Here is a 22,435-nt window from a genome sequence, read left to right as displayed (position 1 = left end):
TACTTACCTACCTTCTTTTAATTTTTTCAGGGTTGTACTAATTTGCTCGATTTCTTTGGGACCTGTGGTACAACATCCTCCAATTAAACGAGCACCTTTTTCATACCAAGTTTTTGTTAAAATTGAAAAATTTACTTTAGCTGGTATTTCTTCCCATTCTTTTATCTCTGGATTGTAACTAGCTCCCTGATTAGGGTATACCACGAGAGCTTTTTTAGTATTTCGATGTAATTCATCTAAAGCATCCCCAACAAGTGTTGGTGCTATACAATTAATCCCTACACCAATTACTTGTTGACATTGGTTTACTAATTGACCAGCTTTTGCCAAAGGGGTTCCATCACTAAGAGTTTTACTATCTCTTAAAGTAAAACTTACGTAAATAGGAATATCCGGAGCATTTTCCTTTAACCAATCCAGTAATACCTTTGTCTCAACTAATTTTGGCTGCGTCTCAATAGCGATAATATCAGGCTTTTCATTTAAAATTAATTTTAATCTAGGTAAGTGAAAATCAAGATATTCTTTTTTACTTAATTCATATTCTCCTCGATATTCATTTCCATCAGCTAAGTAAGCACCATAAGGTCCAATGGTTCCTGCCACAAAATTATGAATTCCTGTTTGCTTTTCATAATCATTACGTGCTTTTTTAGCGACTTTAACAGCATCTCTAATAAAATTACTTGCTTGTTCTTTACTATATCCGTTGGCTAAAAAAGCAGGAATATTTGCTTGATAAGTATCAGTAATTACAATATTTGCACCTGCTTTAAAATAATTTAAATGGGCTTGATAAACCTTATCAATTTGATCGATTAAAGCGCTAGCTGTCCATAAATCACTATGCAAATTTGTTCCTTGACGTTGTAACTCATCTGACATTGCACCATCTAATACCAGACCTTGTTTAATTGATTCAAATAGTGTCATTATTTACTCCTTTAATTAAAAATAAAAAAGCACCCATCCAATAAGGACGAGTGCTTCGTGATACCACCTTAATTTATCATTTACTTACATAAATGACCTCAACAAGTAGCTCTCTAAATGAGAATTACCTTGCTATGTTAACGAGAGCAACCCCGTAGTTAGCTAATTATTCACTAACTCTTACTTTCCCAGCCCATCTTCACTAACCATCTCCTCTTAGCTCTCACCATCCACTAATTCTCTGTAAAGGATATCAAGCTAGTTACTCTGCTTTTCAATTTGTTTATTTATTTGTTGAATATTCTAATACAAATGAAATTAATGTCAATAGTTTATTAAAATAAAAATTATTAAAGATTAAAAACGTGGTAATTTTTACCATAATTAAGTCATAAGAAAATTATTTCAAAAAAATAAAAGCACTTTAAAAAATTCAAGTACTTTATTTTCTATTAATTATTCCATGTCATTATTATCTAAATTCACTGAATGACGATTACTCTTAAATTTTTCTGGAAAACTTGAGCCTTGTTTCTTATCTTCTTTTAGGAAATCATCTAAATTAAGATTACCAACTACCACCCGATCAAACTTTTCGGTATTCCAGTTTCTAGAACCAGTTAGAGTTAAGCTGTTTTTATTAAGCTTAGCAGTAAGTGGATTTTTAATATTTTTATTATTTATTGTTACTTCAAAAGTAGTACTATTCTTTTTCTTCCAAGTAAACTTGGTGTCAATATTACCATTCTTAGCATCACAATGAACATAGCGCCCAGTACCATCTTTTTTGAACAAAATTGCTGCTTTATTACAATCATCACGATAAGTTCCTACAATAGTAGGATTTTGTTTTTTTAAAATTACTTGGCTTGATTGAACTGTCGCAGTCTTGGGTCCCTTAACATTCGATTCCTTACTACAAGCAACTAAGCTAGTAGTAGCTAAGAGCAGAATTATTATTCCAACAATTTTATTTTTCATAAAATATACCTCTTAATAAATTTAATACCTCCAAGTATCCTAATTGATTATTTAATCACTTTCTTAACAAAGAAAGTATCTAAAAAATATTTTAAGCTCAAAAGTATCTTCTAAGTATAGAGTTACTCTTTCATCACTGTAATATTTCATATTAATAACTGGTGATAATTAATTCACCCACTTTTCCCCTTTTACTTGCAACAGAATTTATTGCTCTGGTTGCTCGTACTTCATAAATATTAGCATCTTTATAGAGCTCACGCGTAATTGGAGTATCTGAATTACTAAGCATTACATTAACTCCTCTATTTGCCAAATCAAAGAATACTTTTTTGAGTCTTTCCTGGTCTTCCATGCTGAAGCCATCACTTGTATATGAAGTGAAACTAGATGTTTCTGTTAATGGAATATATGGTGGATCAAAATATACAAAATCAGATTTTTCAACAGTTTCTACAGCTTTTTCNNANTNACCGCTAGTAATTTCATTTTTTGTATGATTGAAAAATTCTTTTGCTGCAAACAAAGTATCTTCATCAGCAATTTTAGGATTTTTATATCTACCATAAGGAACGTTAAATTGCCCCCTTCATAAGGAACGTTAAATTGCCCCCTTTTATTTACTCGATATAATCCATTAAAATCAACTTTCAACATATAAATTAAGCGCGCTGCTCTTTCGATATCGCTCATTTTAGCAAATTTTTTAGGTTCTCTATCAAGAGCACGAATTTCTAAATAATATTCCTTTGTATTATTTTCCTGATGCTTTTTTAAAATTTCTAATAACTCGTTAGTAGAATTTTTAACAACTTTGTACATATTAATAAGCTCTTTATTGTGATCATTAATTACAAAGTCATTAGGTCGTAAAGCAAATAAAAAAGCACCACCACCAATAAAAGGCTCATAATATTTATTAAAAGTATCAGGTTTATATTCCATTAGTTTAGAAATTAATTGTCTTTTTCCACCAACCCATTTTACAATAGGCTTTAAATTATTGTCTTTCACAAAAAATCACTCCATTACAAACTTACATAAATTATTCTACTATATAAGATTATTGTTAATTATATTTTTTAAAAGTATTATCAATAAAATTTTCTTGTTTAAAATTGAACTTCAATTTGATTTGAACCTATCGACCTAATCAAGCTATAATTTTATTAATATAACAAATGGAGTGATACAGATGGGACTAGTTATTAATAACTTTTTCTAAAAAGAAAGACACAGATAACCTCCTGCTTTATCCATATTTAAGTAAAAAAGAAGTTATACAAAATGATGGTATAAATTATTATAATCTTGAGCGAATTTATTCTTTGCGCCACTACTTAACGGTCAATCGTCATTATTACTCTACTCATGCACAGCTTAAAAAATTCTATGATAATCTTCAGACTATCACTTGGATTGGAATCGTTGCTGGGATTAGAATTCCTGAAGAAAAATATCAAGAACCCGCTATTTTACTTGAAAAAGTTGCCGTTTTTGATAAAAAGCACCCCTACTTATTAGATTATCATCTTTGGCTGTATATTAATCGGGTCAAGTAACTAGCCAATGAAGATAATGAACTAACTTTGGGTGTTGGGGATGCAATTATTGGGACTAGCAAGATTAAGACTTACACTGGCCCAACTTCTGACACTAAATATGGGTTAGATGAAACCATCCTTCATGGCACTGGAATTCTTGTGGGCAAAAAGAAGCGCAACTCACGCCAAACTAACTTTGATAGTAAATTAATCTCTAATTATGATCACGGCGAAGACTGGATTGCCAAGCTCAACAACACCGGGAAGTTCTTGCACTTCGACCCAAATAATTTTGATTTTCAAACTGTAATCTCAACTAGTGGCCACATTAGCTGCCAAAGCCAAAAGAGTACTTTCTCCAAAGTGGCTAAAACTTTCGATAAAAAGAAACAAGAGCTATTTGCTCCTAAAGGTTCATTAACCCGGTATCGCGGACGTGTGAGCAAAATTACTTACACTACGAATGAAAGTAATAAGTATCACCAGACAATTTCTTTTTCTGATATTCGCGATGAACTTGGCAATTTAATTGCTAACAAGTCTTATTTTCTCTATGAAGGTCCAATTATTAACCTCAATCAGCTATTTAATAATGATGAAATTTGACTTTTTTACTAAAAATATCTTACCCACCACTTCTAACCTTCTTGGTAAGCTTAAAAAAGTTCAATTACTTATTCATCATGACCACCAACTAAAGGTCCCAGAAGATTTTGATGTTTGAACTGGTTACTATCTACCTTAAAGGGGATCAAGCTCCCGAGCGGAAGATTTATGTAGAAAAATATCGTGCTTGAGCAATCAAGAATGAAGGTTTTGATCCTCTAAAGGAAGAAGCTCATGCACTCAATTATGAATTAACTACCAACGAGACTTGCGAAAAATATGCTATTTCTGAAGAAAAATTCCAGAAAATCTGTAAAAAATTATTAATTTTCCCTGCTAGAACTAAAGATAATATCAGTTACTACACCAAAAAGGCAGTTTCTCAAATTGAAAAAGAAGTTTCATTGGATGCGATGCTGGGCAACTTACATCACCAAGATAAGCCACTTATTTCCCAAAATAATCAGAAAACTAAACATAATCCTTATTTTTAGGATACCATCTTAGTAGTAAATGACAAAAAATATATTAGTAAAGATTTTGCTACTATGACAAATAGCGACATTTGTTGGGAACTTGAGCAGCTCAACCGCTCTTCGATGACGTTATATTTGCTAGTTAAAGATGGTCGCACTCGCCAGAAGCATTATATTTCTCCTAAAAAAATTAGCTTAGTCAAAGCCGCAAATACTAGTAGCTACATTCAAATTAAAAATTACGATATTGATTTCAAGTAAAAAAGTTTTGAAGGTACACAGTTTGTACCTTCAAAACTTTTTCTTTATTCATCATCTAAATCATCATTACTTTGAATACCATCATAATAGCGAATATTACTAAAGACTTTATTAGCATACTTCTTAGCGGTCGCTTGGTCTTTCCAATAAACTGCGTCTGCCCATACTCCAGCACCATGTGCTGTTACTAAAACAGTTTGTCCCTCTTCTTGAGCAATATAATAATATTCACCATCACCAGCATCTTGAAGCCAGCCACGAACATTTAAAACTCTATGACCATCTAAATTTGCAATGTAAGAACGGCCCCAATCTTTGGTAGTCTTTTGATAAGCCTTATTTTGTAAATATTTAGTATCAGTAAAATCAAAATCTTTAGACATCTTATGAAGAGTTGTCGTACCGCTGCCGTCACTATCTTCATAAGAAACAGTATGTGCACCGATAGTTACGGTGTGAATAGTATCATCATCTTTATCAGACCAAAAGTTGTCAGCACTGTACCAAGTACCCTGCATGTCAGAAGGAATATCAAATAACCCTTCATCCCCAGCAACATTGGACTTTTGCGTACTTGAACTACTATTCGAACTAGATTGGGCTTCAGAACTAAAACTTTGTGACCTACTTGCAGATGAACTAGAAGAATCTCCTTCCTTTAAGAAATCATCCAAGTCAAGCTGCTTACCCATCACGCGGTTGAAACTCTCAGTGTTCCAATTATCCGAACCGGACAAAGTCAGACTATTTTGACTAATTTTAGCAGTGAGTGGATTTACGACATCATCATCGTTCATCGTCACTTCGAAAGTCGTGCTATTTTTCTTCTTCCAAGTGAATTGGTCATCAGTGTTGCCATTCTTGCTGTCACGATAAACATAGCGCCCGGTGCCGTTTTTTCTAAACAAAATTGCAGCACCATCGCTATCATCACTATAAGTCCCAACGATGCTAGGCGCTTGCTTCTTCAAGACAACTTCGCTTGACTGCACGGTCGCGGTCTTCGGCCCCTTAGCTTGGGGTTCCGTACTACAACCAACTAAGGCTGCCGTAGCTAACACTACAGCAGCTATTCCAACAATTCTCTTCTCCATAGAATTACCCCTTACTAAAATTTAATACCTCCAAGTATCCTAATTGATTATTTAATCACTTTCTTAACAAAGAAAAAAGGCATTTCTTATCCGAAATGCCTTTATTATTATACCAAATGAGCTTCTGATTTATCGACTAACTTTCCAGCCCTAAATAATAAAATTGTATTAGCTCCCCGACCTCCAGTTAAACCAGTTCGCCAAGTAGCTGTTACCAAACTATTACTATTAATTTTACTTTCATTATAGCCATCAGGTTCACCGATCAGTTCAATGATTTCCTCATATGAGCTACCAGTCTCTAAATTATTGAAAACCTCTAAAGTTAACTTTTCTGGTCGCTTACCCCATTTGAAGCCAGTAATATTTTTAGAAACTACTTTTTCACCTGATAATTGTACAGTTACCACAATCATATTTCGCCGCCAAGTATCTACTTCTACTTGGACATCTTTAATTTGAGAATCAGTAGTCACCGCAGGTTCACCAAGCAGCTCAACAACATCTAACTTACTACTTCCCCCATCACCTTCATTGGTTAAGTCACCAACTAAAATTTTATCGAATTTTTCTCGGAGAGTCTTAGCTTGTAAGACGCGACTATTTTCTATAACTTCTTTTTTTGATTTTTTATCTTGAACCTTTTTGCCATAAGACTCAACAGCCTTTATAGCTGCAATAACTGTGGCAGTTGCCACTGCTAAATTTTTAATTTCCTTAATTCTTTTAAACATAATTATCTCCTATGACTAATATAATTAGATTTTATCATGTTTAATGATTATTAATAGCATTATTAAGGCGTCTACGATAAATAAAATAAATAACTAAAATAAACGGTACTAATACTAACTCTACTGGATAGAACCACTTAATAGGTAGTGCTTGATCAATAAAACCTGAAACAATTGGGCCAAAGGCCATCCCAAAATCAAGACCAAGATAGAAAGTTGAACTCGCTAATCCCTGTTCTTGCATTGGAGCTAAAAGTAAAGCCGTTGATTGCAAAACAGAATAAATAATTCCATAACTCATTGCTAAAAATGCTGCTCCTAAAGCCATTTGGAGATTATTTTGCATCACCGTCATAAAGTAAACGTATATTACTAAAGAAACGATGCTAATCCAAAACCAAACACCAAATTTTACTAGATCAAAATATTTCTTAAGCCAAAGTCTAATAGCCAAAAGAACAATAGCATATATTAGAAAATAAGAACCTATAGCTACATTAGCATGCCGTTGGCTAGCATAAGTTACCACATCAGCTTGGGTGGTAAAATATGGAAAAGCAAATAATGTTGTTAAAAGCATTACCGGCAAGACATTCTTTTGAACCAGTTTAAACTTCTTTTTAGGTTGATTTTCTTCTTTAATTGTAGGCTTAGCATGGTTAATTGTAGGCTTAGCATGGTTACCTACAAATTGAATAGCTATAATCATTAAAAAAGCAGCGACTGCCGCAGCAATTAAAGATTTACGATATCCAATTATTGGATATAAATTAATGGATAATGCTGGTGCTAGAGCCATTGCCAAAGCATTCATTAATCCATAAAATCCCATTGCCTCACCAACATGTTGACGAGGAACAAGAAAAGCTAACCAAGTAGACATGCAGACTGTGCCAAGTACATAACCTACACCATTAATTATTCTAAAAAATAAAAGCCAGCCACTTTTTGGAGCAATTATATAACCAATTATCCCAATTAAAATTAGGACACCTCCTACATAAGAGAGGCGATACTTTGAAAATTTATCAGTTAAATTTCCTGCAATTGGTCGCAAAAACATTGCTACGATGCTCATCACCCCAACAATTATTCCTGCAAAGCTACTACTTGCACCTAAATCTTTTGCATAACCATTCAAGATAGGCGTTACAAACATTATGCTGAACATAAAGAAAAACGAGGCTGCCATTACTAAAATAACATCTCTCGTATAAATAGATTTCTTTTTTACCATTCTTTCCACCTTTTTTAAAATTTTTCTTTCTTAACATAACTAATTTTATAGATTATTTAAAAGATGTAAATGTTTTACAAAAAAATCCACAAAATCTTATTCCAAAGATTTTGTGGATTTACAAATATTCTAAACTAAATTATTACTTTATCTTGTTAATGTCTAATCACTTTAACTAGTTGAATTAAAATAGTTGGAATTAATGCTAAACCACCAATCCATAGTACTTCATAACCAGTTAATGGAGTTACAGCAAATAGGCTATGTAATGCTGGAACAAATAAAATTAATGCTAGTAAAATAGTACCTAAGGCAAAGGCTGCCAAGCTATACCAATTATTTTTGAAACCAATTTTAAAAATGCTATGTTGAGAGCGACAATTGAAGCCGTGCAACAATCTAGCAAAAGTTAAGGTGGAAAATGCCATCGTAGTAGCGACTGCTGGATTATCTTTTAAACCAATTAAGAAAGCTGCAATAACTGCAACAGAAATTAACAAACCTTGAATTGTAATTTGACTAACAAACTTCTTATTTAAAATACCTTCTTTAGGATCACGTGGCTTACGCTTTAAAATATCTGGATCTCCCGGTTCCATTCCGATTGCTAAAGCTGGAAGTGAGTCGGTTACCAGGTTAATGAAGAGTAATTGAACTGCCACAAATGGAACTGGCAAAGCTGCAATTGAAGCAAATAAAACCGTAATGATAGCTGACAGGTTACCTGATAATAAGTAACCAATAGCATTTTTGATATTTTCATAAACTGTACGTCCATTAGCGATGGCTTTAATGATTGTCGCAAAATTATCATCGGTCAAAATCATACTTGCCGCATCTTTAGATACTTCAGTACCAGTGATTCCCATGGCTACTCCAACATCAGCCTTCTTCAAGGCAGGCGCATCATTAACACCATCACCAGTCATTGATACGATATGACCTTTTTTCTGCCATGCATTAACAATTCTAATCTTATTTTCTGGTGATACACGAGCATAGACTGATACTTTTTCAATTTTTTGTTCTAATTCTTCATCACTTAAAGCATCTAATTCTAGTCCAGTTAAGGCAAGGTCACCATCAGTAAAAATTCCAATTTTCTTAGCAATTGCGACTGCAGTAATCTTATGGTCACCAGTAATCATTACTGTTCTAATACCAGCTTCTTTAGCTCTAGCAACCGCCGCTACACTTTCTTCACGAGGTGGGTCCATTTCTGAAACCAAACCAATAAAAGTTAAATCTTTTTCTGAATCAACTGAGAGTTCTTCGTCACTTTCTTTATATGCAAAAGCCAAAACACGCAGACCATTTTCAGAGAAAGTAGTATTTTGTGCCAAAATCTTTTGACGATCATCTTCCGTCATTGGACGAATTTCATCATCAATTCGAATATTAACACAGCGTTTCAATAAAACATCAATTGCACCTTTAACAAAGATAGTCGGTACTGTATGAATATAATTCTTGGTACTCATCAACTTACGATCTGAGTCAAAAGGTACTTCTTCTAAACGCTTAGTATGATCACGTAATTCTTGCTCCGATAACCCTAACACACCATTACCCAAATCAATACCTGGTACTTTACGATACATTTCAAGTAAAGCAGACTCGGTCGGATCACCAATAGCCTTATCTTCTGATAAGCTAGCATCATTATTAAGAACTACATCATAGAGCAAGTAACGATGTGCTTGATTACTTAAATCTAATTGGTTTGGCTTTAAAACTTTACCACCAATATAGATATCTTCAACAGTCATCTTATTTTGCGTTAGAGTTCCTGTCTTATCCGAAGCAATTACGGATACTGACCCCAAAGACTCAACGGCAGATAAGTTCTTGATAATAGCATGTTCTTTAGCCATTTTTTGCGTACCCATTGCTTGAACAATAGTTACGATAGAGCTTAAAGCTTCTGGAATTGCGGCAACAGCTAATGCTACTGCAAATAAAAGAGAATCCAACAGCGGCTGACCACGCCACATTTGAATACCAAAAATTATTGCACACAAAATCAAAATTGCTGTTGCTAATCTTGATGAAAATTGATCAAGTGATATTTGCAATGGAGTTCTACGTTCCTTGGTTTCATTCATCAAGGAAGCAATCTTACCAATTTCTGTCTGCATCCCCGTAGCTGTTACAACTACCGTAGCTCGACCATAAGTTACCAAAGAACTAGAATAAACCATGTTCATTCGATCAGCTAATGGAACTTCCTTATTAAAATCAGTATCTAATTTATCAACGTTAGTTGATTCACCTGTTAAAGAACTTTCATTCACTTGTAAAGAATAATTCTCTAAAATTCGTCCATCCGCAGTAACTAAATCGCCTGCTTCCAATAACAGGATATCCCCAGGTACAATATCTTTAGCATCAATCTCTACTTTCTTACCATTGCGCAAAACCTTAGCAGTTGGTGCAGATAATGACTTTAATGATTCTAGTGATTTTTCTGCTTTAACGTGTTGGACAGTTCCCAAAATTGCATTCAGAATCAACACCGCAATAATTACCAACGTACTTTCTAAGCTTCCTGTGAAGGCAGAAATTATAGCTGCAATAATTAAGATAATAACCATCAAGTCCTTAAATTGTTCTAAAAAGACTTGAAAGATACTCTTCTTCTTACCTTCAACTAAAGCATTAGGACCAACTTCAGCCAATTTTTGTTGGGCTTCTTTATCACTCAACCCTTTTTCAAAGTTAGTATCTAACTCTTTAGCTATCTCACTTTTTTTCTGACGATAGTATTCCATAAATAGCCTCCTTATGAGAATATTTTGGCAAAAAAATAAGACTATTGGCTAAAACAAAGTTTAGTCAATAGTCTCATCATTTAAATTTACAGCGGAAAAATAAATTTCGTTCTGACGCCGTAAATACAATTCATGCCGATTACTCCCTATCTACCTATATCATTTATACCACAGTGTTTGTGGTTTGACAACTATTTTAGAAAGATAAGAACTTTAATATTTAAGATTCTTTTGTAAAAACTCAAATACAATTTTCAAAGCCTCTGGACTAAAGAAAGCATCAGTCGCATGGTCACTATTTTCAATTTGATAAAAATCGACACTTTGATTATTAGCCTTAAGCTTCTCATAAAAAATACAACTTTCTTCAAATGGTACTAATCGATCTTTATTACCATGCATAATTAAATATGGTGGTAATTTTTTATCCTTCTTTATATATGAAATTGGATTAGCCTTTTGTACCAATTCAGGATTTTCATAGATGTTCTTATTACCTAAAAATTCTCCTTCCAGACTATGTGCTGTTACATGATCTTGAGTAGAAGGAAACTTATTCATTAAGCTAATATCAGTTGGTCCATAAAAATCAATTACAGCTTTAAAAGACAAGGGACGAGTTTCAATATCTTCATCACTGAAGAACTGTTTATCTTCTGTAACACTTGCTAAGGTAACCGTGTGACCACCAGATGAATCACCCCAAGCCCCATAGCGATCTGGATCAACATGATATTGAGAAGCATGATCTAACATAAAACGAGTAGCAGTATTTAAATCACGCACTTGAACTGGAAAGGCATGCTTAGGTGCGTAACGATATTCCACAACCGCTACCACATAACCATGCTTAGCTACTTCAATCAAATGTGCTAAATGCTCACCAATATTTTGCTTATGAAAAGCTGAGCCTTGAACGTACATAATAAGAGGAAATTTAGCTTTTTGATCATTAATAGCCGGAACAATAATTTGCAAATGTAAAACTTCATCATTTTTAAATGCATAAGGAATATTTAAATCTACTTTAGGATAAGTATTTTTTAAATCTACACTTAGTACTTTCATTCCTGCTGGAGCCTCTAATGACTTAGGAAAATCATCATAGCTTTGTGCTAACGGCTCAACATAATCATCAGGCATTTTAGCCAAATCTACTTGTTTCATAAAATGTTCATTCTTCATACTGTATTTCTCCTATGCAAAAAGGTATCTCCTTACCAGAGATACCCTTCTACTCTACTTATTCATTAACTTTTTAGTCAATTCATAGTTTTTTATATGAGTCGTATATTCTGGCTTTTTGGTATTCTGAGCACTTGTTTTTACCCAAACTAGTACCTGCTTAGCCAACTCCTGGGTCATTGGAAAAGAGGCTTCAATTTGAGCTTGAGTAATACCATCAAGATGGACACCAGCTGTTACACAGAGATTACCTGGCAACTGATGTTCAATTTCTTCGGCAAATTTTTCAGCCAGAAAAATATCTTTATGTATTCTGCCACTGTGGCTAGCAAAGCGAATTTCCTCTTGCTTTTTTACCTTGCCATCCCAACTGACAATGCCCCCAATATGAGGAACATCACCACCTGTCAAACTGACCAAGAGGTCTTGATTGATCAGCTGACAAGTAGCAGATATCGTATAAGCTTCTTTTGTAATATTAAAAGTTTTTTCAATCATTCTCTTCCCCCACTCCAACGTTTACCAAAATTATTGTTGATTCCTAAACTATCTATTACCTTCATAGACTGATGGTCAACAATATCTTGAATCGTCTGGGGATGATTGTAGAAAGAAGGTATCGGAGGAATGATATGGATACCAAGTTTAGACAATTTAGTAAGATTTTCTAAGTGAATTGGGGAAAATGGAGTCTCTCTTGGTACAATAATTAGCTTTCTTTGTTCTTTAATCATCACACCAGCAGCTCGCATAATCAAGTCTTCATCAAAACCAACAGAGATTCCTGCTACAGTTTTCATTGATGCTGGAGCTATGACCATTCCATCAACTTTAAATGATCCGCTAGCAATTGTAGCCCCCATATTATGGTTATCATAAACGTAGTCAGCCATTGCAATTACTTGATCAGCAGTATACTCAGTTTCAAGTCTAATATTTTCTTTAGCCCAATCGCTCATTACCAAATGAGTTTCGATATTTGGTAATTGACTGAGTTTTTTTAAAACATCGATGCCATAAATGCTACCTGATGCTCCGGTAATTGCTATGATAACTTTCTTCACTTAAATCATCCTTTATTCAATTATTTTAAGTATTTTTCCCAATCGGAAACTTCTTTGAATTGAGCGCGCTTAAATTGGTCCTTCATATCAAATGGTACAGTACCATCAACAATAATCTTAGAACTCATTCCCTTTACACGAATAGATTTTGGATCATATTGTGGTCTTTCTGAAGGATCAAGTGGGTGGTTACGCATACCTGGCAAAACAACAATATCTTGATCTGCTTGGAAACGAGTATTCATAGTCCATACTACGTCGTTCATATCAAAAATATCTACATCTTCATCAACAAGCCATACAGTCTTCAATTCTTTAAAAGCACTAAAGGCTAAGATTGCTGCTTGTCTCTGAATACCTTCATCAGCAAGTTCATCCTTATGAATTTGCATAATAGTCATAAGCTTACCACCACCAGCTGGAGGATTGTAAACATTTACAACTTTACCTGGAATTGCCTTATCAACTAATTCTAAAATTGAAGCTTCAGTTGGAATACCTGCCATTGACACGTGTTCTTCACTTGGTCCAATTACAGATTGCATAATTGGATTCTTACGATGAGTTACAGCGGTAACTTTAATCACGTTTAAAGCTGGATTAGCTGGGCCATTGTAGCCAGGAAATTCTGGCATTGCATAACCAGTATGAGTATTGATATCTTCTTGAATAGTTTCATTAGGCATAATATAACCTTCTAAAACATATTCACTACGTGCCAAAGCAGTTTCATCAACACTAACACCATCAACTAATTGAACTGGTTCTTGGCGAAGAGCACCTGCAACATCTAATTCATCATAACCAAGTGGAGTTGTAGGTGGTTCAAAAGTTGCACCAATAGTAACTGCAGGATCAAGACCAATACTAATTGTAATTGGCATTGGCTTGTTAAGTTTCTCATATTCTTTTTGGAAGTGACCAATGTGACGACCACCAGGCATAATATAGATACCCAAAGTATCTTTATCTTCTAAAACCATACGGTGAATAGTCACGTCAGTCATTGTTTTATCAGGATTTGATCCTTTAACTAAACCACAAGTAATATATGGACCAGCATCATATTCAGTGTTAGTTGGAGCTGGAACTAATTTTCTAATATCAAAATCAGGATCACTTGCTAAATGAACTACTTCTTGAGCTGGGGCATCTTTTTTATCAACCTTAATTGGATGAACAGGATTTTCAACAGCATCCTTTAAAAAACGACCTAAGGTTTTGTAGTCATGGTGAAGCATCTTACCAACACGCTTACGGCTTGCCATTAAACCAATTAAAACACGACTATCAGGAAAGCCTTTTACGTTATTGAAAAGCATTGCTGGACCTTCTTTAGTAGGTCTTTCAACAGTACCACCAGCACCAATATAACGGTAAACACCAGAAATTTCTGCATCTGGATCAATTTCAACGTCAGTTTCATGAAAATCAGCTGGATTATCTTCGATTTCTTTTAAAACCTTGCGTAAATCCCAAGGATCTTTAGGTAATTGAGTCATCTTAAACGCTCCTTTGATAATTATTACATCCTTATCATAAAAGCGTTGGAGGGAGGATATCAATTCCAACCACTACCACAATTATTCCGAAATGGAATGATATTCTTTTTTCAAAAACTGCCAAAACGTATTCAAAGCCCGATTATGATGATCTTTTCTTTTGACAAAAAGAAGCTTTCCTTGACGAGTAGGATAAATTGGAATCGCCTTTACTCCATTCTCTAAGCTAGGAGAATCCATTAAAATAGCAATTCCTTGTTTATTTTTTATCATATTTAAAATAGAACTTACTCTTGAACTTACAAAAGTAATTCTAGGCTCAAAGCCAGACTGGCGACAAAGTTCAATCATAGGTTCTTGTAATAGACTTTTTTCTGTTAAACTTAGAAAGGCTCTTTCTTTTAAATCAGAAACATTAACGATATCTTTTTGTACTAGTGGATCATCACTTGCAACAAAAACTCGAAAGCTTTCTTCCTTAACTTCAATTGTTTCATAAATTGCTGGTAAGTCAGTTAAACTTCTAATAAAAGCCGCATCTATCTCTTTTTTGTCTAATAACTGATAGACTTGCGAAGTTTCACATTCATGAAAAGTTAGAGTAAAGTTCGGATGATGGTCCATAAAATATGTTGCTTTTTGAAAAGCATCATAATTTGCAAAAGTTGGAATTGTACCTAAGCGTAAGCGACTTGCCTTTTGTGCATTAAATTTAAGAAGCTGATCTGACATTTGATCATAATTAAATAAAATCTGCTTAGCATATGGCAAGACTACTTGTCCATATGAAGATAGCTCGACCTGTTTATTAGTACGTAAAAATAAGTGATGACCAATTTCTTTTTCCAAAGATTTAATATGTTTAGAAACACTACTTTGTGTAATATACAAATTTTCTGCTGTTTTTGAAAAACTAAGCGTTTCTGCTAAATCAATAAAAGTTCGTAACTTATTAATTTCCATTATTCACCTATGTATTCAACTACTTCACTATTCCAACATAGAATAATTAAACTCTTTTTTAGAATTGAGGGCAAGATACATTTAAAAATATACTAAATTTAGATTTATAGAAAAGAAGGTTATTACATGCCAACTGGTGTTATTATTAATGCTGCAGCGGTATTTCTTGGAGGAATTTTTGGTGGATTCTTCGGAAATAAGCTTTCAGAAGATTTCAAAGAAAAACTAAACATGATTTTTGGTGCGTGTTCTATGGGAATGGGGATCTATTCAATTGCACCAATGAAAAATATGCCTGCGGTAATTTTCGCTATTATTTTGGGAACAATATTTGGTCTTTTAATTCATTTAGGCACTATCTTCAACAAAGGTGCCGTTTTAATGCAAAAACCAATTACGCGTATCATTCCTACCGAAAACTTATCTATTTCTCATCAAGAATTTGTAAGCTTAATGGTTACAGCGACTGTCCTATTTTGTGCAAGTGGTACTGGTATTTACGGTTCACTTGCAGAAGGGATGTCAGGAGATATTACGATTTTAGTGTCTAAGTCAATTTTAGACTTTTTCACCGCCGCTATTTTTGCTGCAAGTTTAGGTTACGCAGTTTCAATTATTGCGGTTTTACAATTAATAATCTTTGTGATTTTATTCTTCTTAGCTCAATTTATTATTCCATTTACGAATTCTACAATGATTTTAGACTTTAAAGCTTGTGGTGGTTTCTTAATGCTTGCTACTGGATTCAGAATGTTAAAATTAAAGATGTTTCCTATTGCAGAAATGATTCCAGCTATGATTTTGGTTATGCCTCTTTCATGGGTATGGATGAATATAATTACTCCACTCATTCACTAAGATAAATAAAAAAGCACTTCATATCAGAAGTGCTTTTTATTTAACTTTAAAATAACTACCATTTTTATCAATTACGCCCTTAACATGATATTTTTCATCATTATTGATTCTAACATCACCCAAATCAATTTCTCCATACGCATGCTCTTCATCAGTTATGACTATATCAGAAAAAGTACTCTGGAAAAATTTTCGCATAATAATATTTTTAGTTTTTACATTTTTAGATTTTTCATAGGCAGCTGCTAAAGTATATCCACAATCTAGATACTTTTTAATAAAAGCAATCATAAATACGGTTCCCAAATTATACCGTCGTACTCCAGAACTTTTATCTTCAACTGGTTTAATAAACCCCTTCTGTTCCCAGTAGCGTAATTGGCGAGGAGATACTCCAATAATTTTACTTACTTCTCCAATTCCAACAGCTATATTTTGATAAAGGTCATGCAAAGTCTTCTTTGTATCCATAAATTCCCACTTTCTATTTTTCTATTTTATTTTAAAGACTTTTGTTACTTTTTTCAACATTATTGTAAGATAATTTGACAAAAGATTTTTGCAATACTATAATTTTACAAGTACTATTTTTAGAAAGAAGGAATTTCATGAATAAACAACCTACTGATATTCATGGCAAGACCTATAATCGTAACTTATTGGTTCTTGTCCTAATTGTAGGCTCATTCTGTACTGTTTTAAATGGTACTTTGTTATCAACTGCGCTACCTTCAATTATGCGCTCGTTTAACATTAGTACTGCTACTGCCGAATGGCTTTCTACCGCCTTTTTATTGGTTAACGGAGTTATGATTCCAATCTCTGCCTGGTTGATCAATCGTTTTGGCTCTAGAAAAATGTATTTAACTGCTATGTCAGTCTTTTTCCTTGGAACTGTTACAGCAGCTATTGCACCCAATTTTCCTGTTTTATTAGCTGGGAGAATTATCCAAGGTCTCGGTGTTGGAGTAACGATGCCACTTTTACAAACAATTATGCTTTCCATCTTCCCACCTGATAAACGTGGAGCAGCAATGGGAACTGTCGGAATCGTTATTGGTCTAGCCCCAGCCATTGGACCTACTCTTTCTGGCTGGGTGGTTGATAATCTTTCCTGGCGTTACCTTTTTAGTATTATTGCCCCAATTGCAGGAATTGTTGTAATTTTAGCCTTCTTTTTAATTAAAGATGTTCTACCTACTAAAAAAGAAAAAATCGATATTTGGTCAGTAACTACTTCAACTCTTGGTTTTGGTAGTTTACTTTATGGTTTTTCTGAAGCTGGTAATAAAGGTTGGACTAATCCTGAAATTTTAGCATTTATTGCCTTCGGTATTATCTTTGTTATCCTTTTTGGCATTCGCCAAGTTCATATGGAACGTCCTTTCTTAGATATTACTGTCTTCAAGCACTTTGAATTTTCACTAGCTGCAGCCTTAAGTGGTATTACTAACTTAGCAATGGTAGGAATTGAAATGGTTCTTCCACTTTATATTCAAAATTTACGTGGACTTTCTGCCTTTAAGTCTGGTTTAATGCTTTTACCTGGTGCCTTAATGATTGGTATTATGTCTCCAATAACTGGTCGTCTTTTTGATCGCTATGGTGCTCGGAAAATGGCTATTACTGGTATGACACTCTTGACTTTGGGAACTATTCCATTCTTATTCTTGACTGACTCTAGTTCATTTACTATGATTACAGTTCTTTATGCCATCAGAATGGTGGGTGTAGCCTTAGTAATGATGAATGTTACTACTTCAGGAATGAACTCATTACCATTGAATAAAATTTCTCATGGTACTGCAGTAAACAACACCTTTAGACAAGTTCTTAGTTCAATCGGTACAGCTATCTTGGTCTCTGTCTTAACTACCACTACTAAAGATAACATGCCTTCTAAGCATTTGCTCCAAACTCTCCCTCTTCAATATAAGACGGGAGCAATCAATGCCACCCTTGATGGATTCAGAGCCTCATTTGGGATTAGTATCGTCTTTGCATTAATTGCCTTAGTTCTTACTTTCTTCTTAAAGAAAGGAAATCGCGCTCGTGAACGTAGTGAGGAGGTTTCAGGTTAATGATTATCTTTATTTTAATTATTGCCGCAATTGGTTTTATTTACTTTAACGTTATTCCTGGTAAGTTTCACACCCCTACTGCCTGGATAGCTTTAATTATAGCTATCCTGTGTGTAGTCGGAATTGTTGAGCACGATTATAATCACTGGGGAATGAAAACAGAAACAACAATTAAAACTCAAAAGCTTACTTCAAGCGCTAGTCCACAATTACCTATCTTACTCTACCAGCCATTAGGTAATGGTACAGAAAAAATTTATCTTTATAAAACTCCTAATTCTAAAAAATTAGTAGCAACTAAGACTGATAAAATGGCAACTAAAATTAATAAAAATGCTAAAACAGCTAAAATTGAAATCAGAACTACCCGTTATATTTATAAAGATAAGCTCAACGAAGTAATGTTTAGTATCTTTGGTCATAACAATGAGTTGAAAAAACGTGAATATGTCTTCTCTCTTCCTAAGAATTGGCAAGTACTTTCTGTTAAAAAAGCTAAAGAACTACAAAAACAAATGCAAAAGCGTGCTGCGCTATTAAAAAAGCAACAACAAATACAAATGAATAAGTAAAAAAAGACTTGAATCACAAAGATTCAAGTCTTTTTAAAAAGTTATTTAAATATGTCATAATTAGCGTAATTAATGCTATCAAAACAGTAATCATTAAACTTGACCATATAGATCCGTTAGGTAAACTTGTAGCTTCCCAAATTAATGGGACACTAATTTCTAAAATTAATATTAAAGTCATTAACCAAGACCACCAACTACGATAAATATTCAGCCAAATTATTACTGCATAGGCTACATTCCAAAGTGCAAAAATAAAACCAATTAAAATCACAAAATTTTGCATCCCCGCCTTCATCCCTACAATAGCATTACCACTTACAGCTAATGAAGCTAAAATAAAGGCCCCATAAAATAAAGAAATAGCGGCTGAAATAAACTTTAAAAATAAAAGCAATACCATACTGGAACTAGTAAAACTTTCTAAATTATTCACCATCAAAGCTAAAATTGTCGTTCCAGCTAAGAGTACTTCATTTATTATAGTGATGACCGTAGAATGCATAAAGATTAGAGCTGGCCATGCAATTAAATATGATGAAATCGTCATCCCTAGCGTAACAATAATAATCGTATTTCGTATACCTCGTAGATGTTTTATTCCCTTAATCCAATATGATATTGCAAGTAAAAGAAATAAGATAATATAAATTATTATTGAAATATATGGACTATGGCTATCACCCATTTTTTTACTGCGAACAATCATAATTTTTAAAACAAACATTAAATCCAAACTAGATGCAAGCGATAAAATCGTCAAAATAATTTTTATTAGACGTTCATGGGCTTGAGAAATTTTCACATTTATCACCTCGTTCATTATTTTAGCATATTAATTTTTTTGAAATGACAAATAGAAAATTTATACTTAATTATTAAAAAAAGAGGTCACTTATCATGACCTCTTATATTCATTATTCCGCATCAGTTTTAATTTTAGCAGTTGCAGGATTATATGGACTTTCACCATATTCTACATCGTTACGATCCTCATAAGCTTTAACTTCTGGCAAATCTACTACTTCATTACTAATAGTTGGACCTTCATTTGGTTGCATAATACTCTCATCTTCATCATCACTATTTTTATAATATTCAATCGCCTTTTTAGTAGCTAAAACAACCACACCTAAGCTTGCAATAGCTCCAGTGATACCAGCTGCTATTTTCCATGCATTTTTACTCATAAAAAACACCCCATTTATAATTAATCTTTCTTTTACTTTTAATTATAGAATTTTTAGGGCACTTTTGCACATATTGTAGCCTGCAATCAGCTAAAAATATTGGTCTTACTTCTTTCTTAAGTATTCAGCTGCAGATTTTAAAATATCTAATTTACCATGAACAGTTAAATATTGCTCAGCCTCTAAAAGAGTAACCCACTGATAATCGATAATTTCTTCTGGTTGAACCTTAACTTCTTGATTAGTAATATATTTTGCCAAAAAATAAGTAACTTCCTTAGATTTATTATCAGTTAACTTATATGCAGTCTTTTCAACGAAATTAAAATCAAACTTTGGTTTTAGACCTACTTCTTCTAAAACTTCTCTTTTAGCAGCACTTTGTGCTGTTTCTCCGCCTTCAATATGACCTTTAGGAAAACCCCAATTTTTATTAATAATACTTTGAACAATTAAATATTCTAATTCTCCATTTTCTCTTTGCCGATAAATTACAGCACCAGCCGAATATTCTTTAAGCATTTTAGAGAAGCACTCCCTTCAACTTCTTTTCGAAGATTGGCAGCCATTTTTCACGATAACCCGCACGTGTTGGATGAATTGCATCTGCCATATACAAATTATCGTGATTTTTAAAAGTAGGATCATGATAAAAATCGATCAGTTCAAACTGCCATTTTTCTTTTAATTCTAAAGTACGGTCAACCATTTTGCCATAAAAAGGCTCACCAAAATCAGGATTTGTAAAAATAATTACAGGACAATGCCATAAAAGTTTAATTTCAGAAAGAATATACTCAAGTGCACCTGTAATAGTTTTCGTATCATAATGAGCATCACTAATTTTTCCTAATTCCTCACGGCCATGTCGTACATCATTAGTAGAAAGTTGTAACACTACTGCCTCTGGAGCAGGATCACTTAAATCTGCTTGAAAACGAGCTACGTAGGAATCATTAGGTTTAAAAGTATCGATATTGACTAAAGTTGTACCATTTTCTGAATCCTTAATTGCACGTAGACCATCCTTTTTCCACAAATAGTCGACAAAACTTTCACCTAACCCCCCAAAGCCAAAAGTTACTGATGACCCTAAAAATAAAACATAATGATTATTCAATTCACTAAGCTGTGTTTTAGTTTCATTAACACTATATTGAGGAGCATTTCCAGGCAATTTAGAATATCGATTATAAACTTTAGCCCGCTCTGGATGAGACTTTAAATCTGCAGACAATTCCGCTCTAGCTATTTCGGATAAATTATTTCTTTTTTCTAATAATGTCAAAAAATCTCTTTTCTTCATTTTTACCACCTGATGTTAATTATTAAATGAAAAGCCCTGTAACTCAATAGTTACAGAGCCTCTTTTATTCTCGAACATCTTCATAAACATAAGAGATTTCTTTTGGACGATAAACACCATTTAATTGACCAACTCGTTTAAAACCCATTTTATCAATTAAATGTTGCATTGCTTTATTATCCTCATGAGTATCAATTCGAATACTGTCAATATCTGTTCGATTATCTCTAATATAATCAATTACACCTTGTAACAACTTAGTTGCGTATCCATGGCCTGCATGTTTAGAATGAATTGCTACGCGGTGAATAACTACATATTTTTGTGTATCTAACAACCATTCTCCATCTAACTTATCATAAGAGTGGTCTGGTGCTTCTACAATTGAAATTGCACCAACAGTTTCACCATCCTGGGAAACAGCTAAAAAAGCATAGCCATTTTCAATATCTTCTTTAATTTGATCTGAGGATGGGTAATCACCTTGCCATTGATCTACCCCACGCTCAGCAAGTTGGTTTGCCCCGTCTTTTAAAATAGTCATAATTTGATCAAAATCTTCTGCATTAGCTTGTCTTAATCTCATTACTCTTCACTCTCCTTACAAAATCAAAGATTTATTATAAAGAAAATTCCTTATACTTTACAAGGTTTTCTTATAAAAATTAACTGTTAAGCGAAATTTGAATTTTTTTATAATAATTATAAAAGTTTCTAAAAAACTCAAATTGAGGAATAGTTTCACTATTAACAATTATATTAATTATAAATTCTTGAATATTATCAGTATTATCAACCATAATATTATAATTTTTGAAAGTAGGTTCAACTTCTTGCCCAAAACTAATTGTTGAATCCATTAGCGTATAAATTGAATAAGCGGCTGCCTTTTGTGGGAAGGTAAAATTAGTAAACATTTCCTTGAATGCCTCACTTTGAAAAGCACTATGGACGGCCTTTACGCTTTCAGTAAGCAAATACATTGTAGCTTCAATAAGTTCTTGTTCCCTATCCATCATGATTCCTACTTTCTAAAGTATCTAGGCTTAATATTAACATGTTTATTAGTATAATTAA

At 33.5% G+C, this 22,435-nt stretch carries 23 protein-coding genes, 1 pseudogene and 1 other annotated feature; of the genes and pseudogenes, 5 read left to right on the top strand and 19 right to left on the bottom strand.

Translation table 11 applies throughout. The features are described 5' to 3' along the window. Positions 1–3: 3 nt before the first annotated feature. The 3 genes and pseudogenes from mmuM to HDR40_RS00955 all read right to left on the bottom strand — a co-directional run bounded on the left by mmuM (position 4) and on the right by HDR40_RS00955 (position 2,859). Positions 4–933 carry a homocysteine S-methyltransferase gene (gene mmuM / locus HDR40_RS00965; RefSeq protein WP_290625397.1) on the bottom strand — a complete coding sequence of 310 codons (930 nt, stop codon included), beginning with the start codon at positions 931–933 and terminating at the stop codon, positions 4–6. Positions 934–972: 39 nt separating this feature from the next. Then, positions 973–1,220 (bottom strand) — a binding site (T-box leader). Positions 1,221–1,389: 169 nt separating this feature from the next. After that, a complete protein-coding gene (locus tag HDR40_RS00960; RefSeq protein WP_290625395.1) occupies positions 1,390–1,914 on the bottom strand; it encodes a DUF3642 domain-containing protein in 525 nt (174 codons plus the stop codon). A 151-nt stretch (positions 1,915–2,065) separates the two neighbouring features. Beyond that, positions 2,066–2,859: pseudogene (locus tag HDR40_RS00955) on the bottom strand (Dam family site-specific DNA-(adenine-N6)-methyltransferase). A 383-nt stretch (positions 2,860–3,242) separates the two neighbouring features. Between HDR40_RS00955 and HDR40_RS00950 the strand changes: the two are divergent. Further along, on the top strand, positions 3,243–3,476 hold the full coding sequence (locus HDR40_RS00950; RefSeq protein WP_290625393.1) for a hypothetical protein: 234 nt from the start codon (positions 3,243–3,245) through the stop codon (positions 3,474–3,476). Positions 3,477–3,503: 27 nt separating this feature from the next. Continuing rightward, positions 3,504–4,064: a hypothetical protein gene (locus tag HDR40_RS00945; RefSeq protein ID WP_290625391.1), complete on the top strand. Its 561-nt coding sequence runs from the start codon at positions 3,504–3,506 to the stop codon at positions 4,062–4,064. A 781-nt stretch (positions 4,065–4,845) separates the two neighbouring features. On the opposite strand, the gene HDR40_RS00940 is transcribed toward HDR40_RS00945, so the two are convergent. The 9 genes from HDR40_RS00940 to HDR40_RS00900 all read right to left on the bottom strand — a co-directional run bounded on the left by HDR40_RS00940 (position 4,846) and on the right by HDR40_RS00900 (position 15,351). After that, positions 4,846–5,895 carry a lipocalin/fatty acid-binding family protein gene (locus HDR40_RS00940; RefSeq protein ID WP_290625389.1) on the bottom strand — a complete coding sequence of 350 codons (1,050 nt, stop codon included), beginning with the start codon at positions 5,893–5,895 and terminating at the stop codon, positions 4,846–4,848. Positions 5,896–6,002: 107 nt separating this feature from the next. Further along, entirely contained in the window at positions 6,003–6,629 is a 627-nt protein-coding gene (locus HDR40_RS00935; protein WP_290625387.1) for a DUF3862 domain-containing protein, read from the bottom strand. Positions 6,630–6,669: 40 nt separating this feature from the next. Further along, the gene (locus HDR40_RS00930; RefSeq protein ID WP_290625385.1) at positions 6,670–7,866 is read right to left on the bottom strand and encodes an MFS transporter; all 1,197 of its coding nucleotides are present in this window, start codon (positions 7,864–7,866) and stop codon (positions 6,670–6,672) included. Positions 7,867–8,021: 155 nt separating this feature from the next. Then, on the bottom strand, positions 8,022–10,637 hold the full coding sequence (locus HDR40_RS00925) for a cation-translocating P-type ATPase (protein WP_290625383.1): 2,616 nt from the start codon (positions 10,635–10,637) through the stop codon (positions 8,022–8,024). Positions 10,638–10,850: 213 nt separating this feature from the next. Beyond that, entirely contained in the window at positions 10,851–11,822 is a 972-nt protein-coding gene (locus HDR40_RS00920; RefSeq protein WP_290625381.1) for an alpha/beta hydrolase, read from the bottom strand. 54 nt (positions 11,823–11,876) lie between these two features. Continuing rightward, complete coding sequence (locus tag HDR40_RS00915) at positions 11,877–12,320, bottom strand: hypothetical protein (RefSeq protein ID WP_290625379.1); 444 nt, start codon at positions 12,318–12,320, stop codon at positions 11,877–11,879. After that, positions 12,317–12,886, bottom strand: coding sequence for a UbiX family flavin prenyltransferase (locus tag HDR40_RS00910; protein WP_290625377.1), 570 nt, complete (start codon positions 12,884–12,886; stop codon positions 12,317–12,319). The genes HDR40_RS00915 and HDR40_RS00910 overlap by 4 nt, the downstream gene beginning before the upstream one ends. Before the next feature lie 20 nt (positions 12,887–12,906). Then, a complete protein-coding gene (locus tag HDR40_RS00905; protein WP_290625375.1) occupies positions 12,907–14,388 on the bottom strand; it encodes a UbiD family decarboxylase in 1,482 nt (493 codons plus the stop codon). Positions 14,389–14,469: 81 nt separating this feature from the next. Then, positions 14,470–15,351: a LysR family transcriptional regulator gene (locus HDR40_RS00900; RefSeq protein WP_290625373.1), complete on the bottom strand. Its 882-nt coding sequence runs from the start codon at positions 15,349–15,351 to the stop codon at positions 14,470–14,472. Positions 15,352–15,477: 126 nt separating this feature from the next. Here HDR40_RS00900 and HDR40_RS00895 point away from each other — a divergent pair, with 126 nt between their 5' ends. Continuing rightward, positions 15,478–16,209: a DUF554 domain-containing protein gene (locus HDR40_RS00895; RefSeq protein ID WP_290625371.1), complete on the top strand. Its 732-nt coding sequence runs from the start codon at positions 15,478–15,480 to the stop codon at positions 16,207–16,209. 36 nt (positions 16,210–16,245) lie between these two features. Here HDR40_RS00895 and HDR40_RS00890 read toward each other — a convergent pair whose 3' ends face one another. Continuing rightward, on the bottom strand, positions 16,246–16,680 hold the full coding sequence (locus HDR40_RS00890; RefSeq protein WP_290625369.1) for a MerR family transcriptional regulator: 435 nt from the start codon (positions 16,678–16,680) through the stop codon (positions 16,246–16,248). A gap of 137 nt (positions 16,681–16,817) precedes the next feature. Here HDR40_RS00890 and HDR40_RS00885 point away from each other — a divergent pair, with 137 nt between their 5' ends. Both HDR40_RS00885 and HDR40_RS00880 read left to right on the top strand, forming a co-directional pair. After that, on the top strand, positions 16,818–18,290 hold the full coding sequence (locus HDR40_RS00885) for an MDR family MFS transporter (RefSeq protein ID WP_290625367.1): 1,473 nt from the start codon (positions 16,818–16,820) through the stop codon (positions 18,288–18,290). Further along, complete coding sequence (locus HDR40_RS00880; protein WP_290625365.1) at positions 18,290–18,862, top strand: DUF4811 domain-containing protein; 573 nt, start codon at positions 18,290–18,292, stop codon at positions 18,860–18,862. The genes HDR40_RS00885 and HDR40_RS00880 overlap by 1 nt, the downstream gene beginning before the upstream one ends. 13 nt (positions 18,863–18,875) lie before the next feature. Here HDR40_RS00880 and HDR40_RS00875 read toward each other — a convergent pair whose 3' ends face one another. The 6 genes from HDR40_RS00875 to HDR40_RS00850 form a co-directional block, all read right to left on the bottom strand. Beyond that, positions 18,876–19,667, bottom strand: a complete 792-nt coding sequence (locus HDR40_RS00875; protein WP_290625363.1) for a hypothetical protein — start codon at positions 19,665–19,667, stop codon at positions 18,876–18,878. 112 nt (positions 19,668–19,779) lie between these two features. After that, positions 19,780–20,052, bottom strand: a complete 273-nt coding sequence (locus HDR40_RS00870; protein ID WP_290625361.1) for a hypothetical protein — start codon at positions 20,050–20,052, stop codon at positions 19,780–19,782. Between the two features lie 105 nt (positions 20,053–20,157). Next, positions 20,158–20,574, bottom strand: a complete 417-nt coding sequence (locus tag HDR40_RS00865) for an NUDIX domain-containing protein (protein ID WP_290625359.1) — start codon at positions 20,572–20,574, stop codon at positions 20,158–20,160. 1 nt (position 20,575) lies between these two features. Beyond that, the gene (locus tag HDR40_RS00860; RefSeq protein ID WP_290625357.1) at positions 20,576–21,358 is read right to left on the bottom strand and encodes an SGNH/GDSL hydrolase family protein; all 783 of its coding nucleotides are present in this window, start codon (positions 21,356–21,358) and stop codon (positions 20,576–20,578) included. Positions 21,359–21,422: 64 nt separating this feature from the next. After that, complete coding sequence (locus HDR40_RS00855) at positions 21,423–21,944, bottom strand: GNAT family N-acetyltransferase (RefSeq protein WP_290625355.1); 522 nt, start codon at positions 21,942–21,944, stop codon at positions 21,423–21,425. Positions 21,945–22,023: 79 nt separating this feature from the next. Next, positions 22,024–22,377 (bottom strand): hypothetical protein, encoded by a 354-nt coding sequence (locus tag HDR40_RS00850; RefSeq protein WP_290625353.1) that lies wholly within the window; start codon positions 22,375–22,377, stop codon positions 22,024–22,026. Between the last annotated feature and the right edge of the window lie 58 nt (positions 22,378–22,435).

This window comes from Lactobacillus sp. (assembly GCF_014803895.1).
The sequence above is the reverse complement of the archived record's forward strand: the minus strand, read 5'-3'. Positions and strand labels throughout refer to the sequence as shown.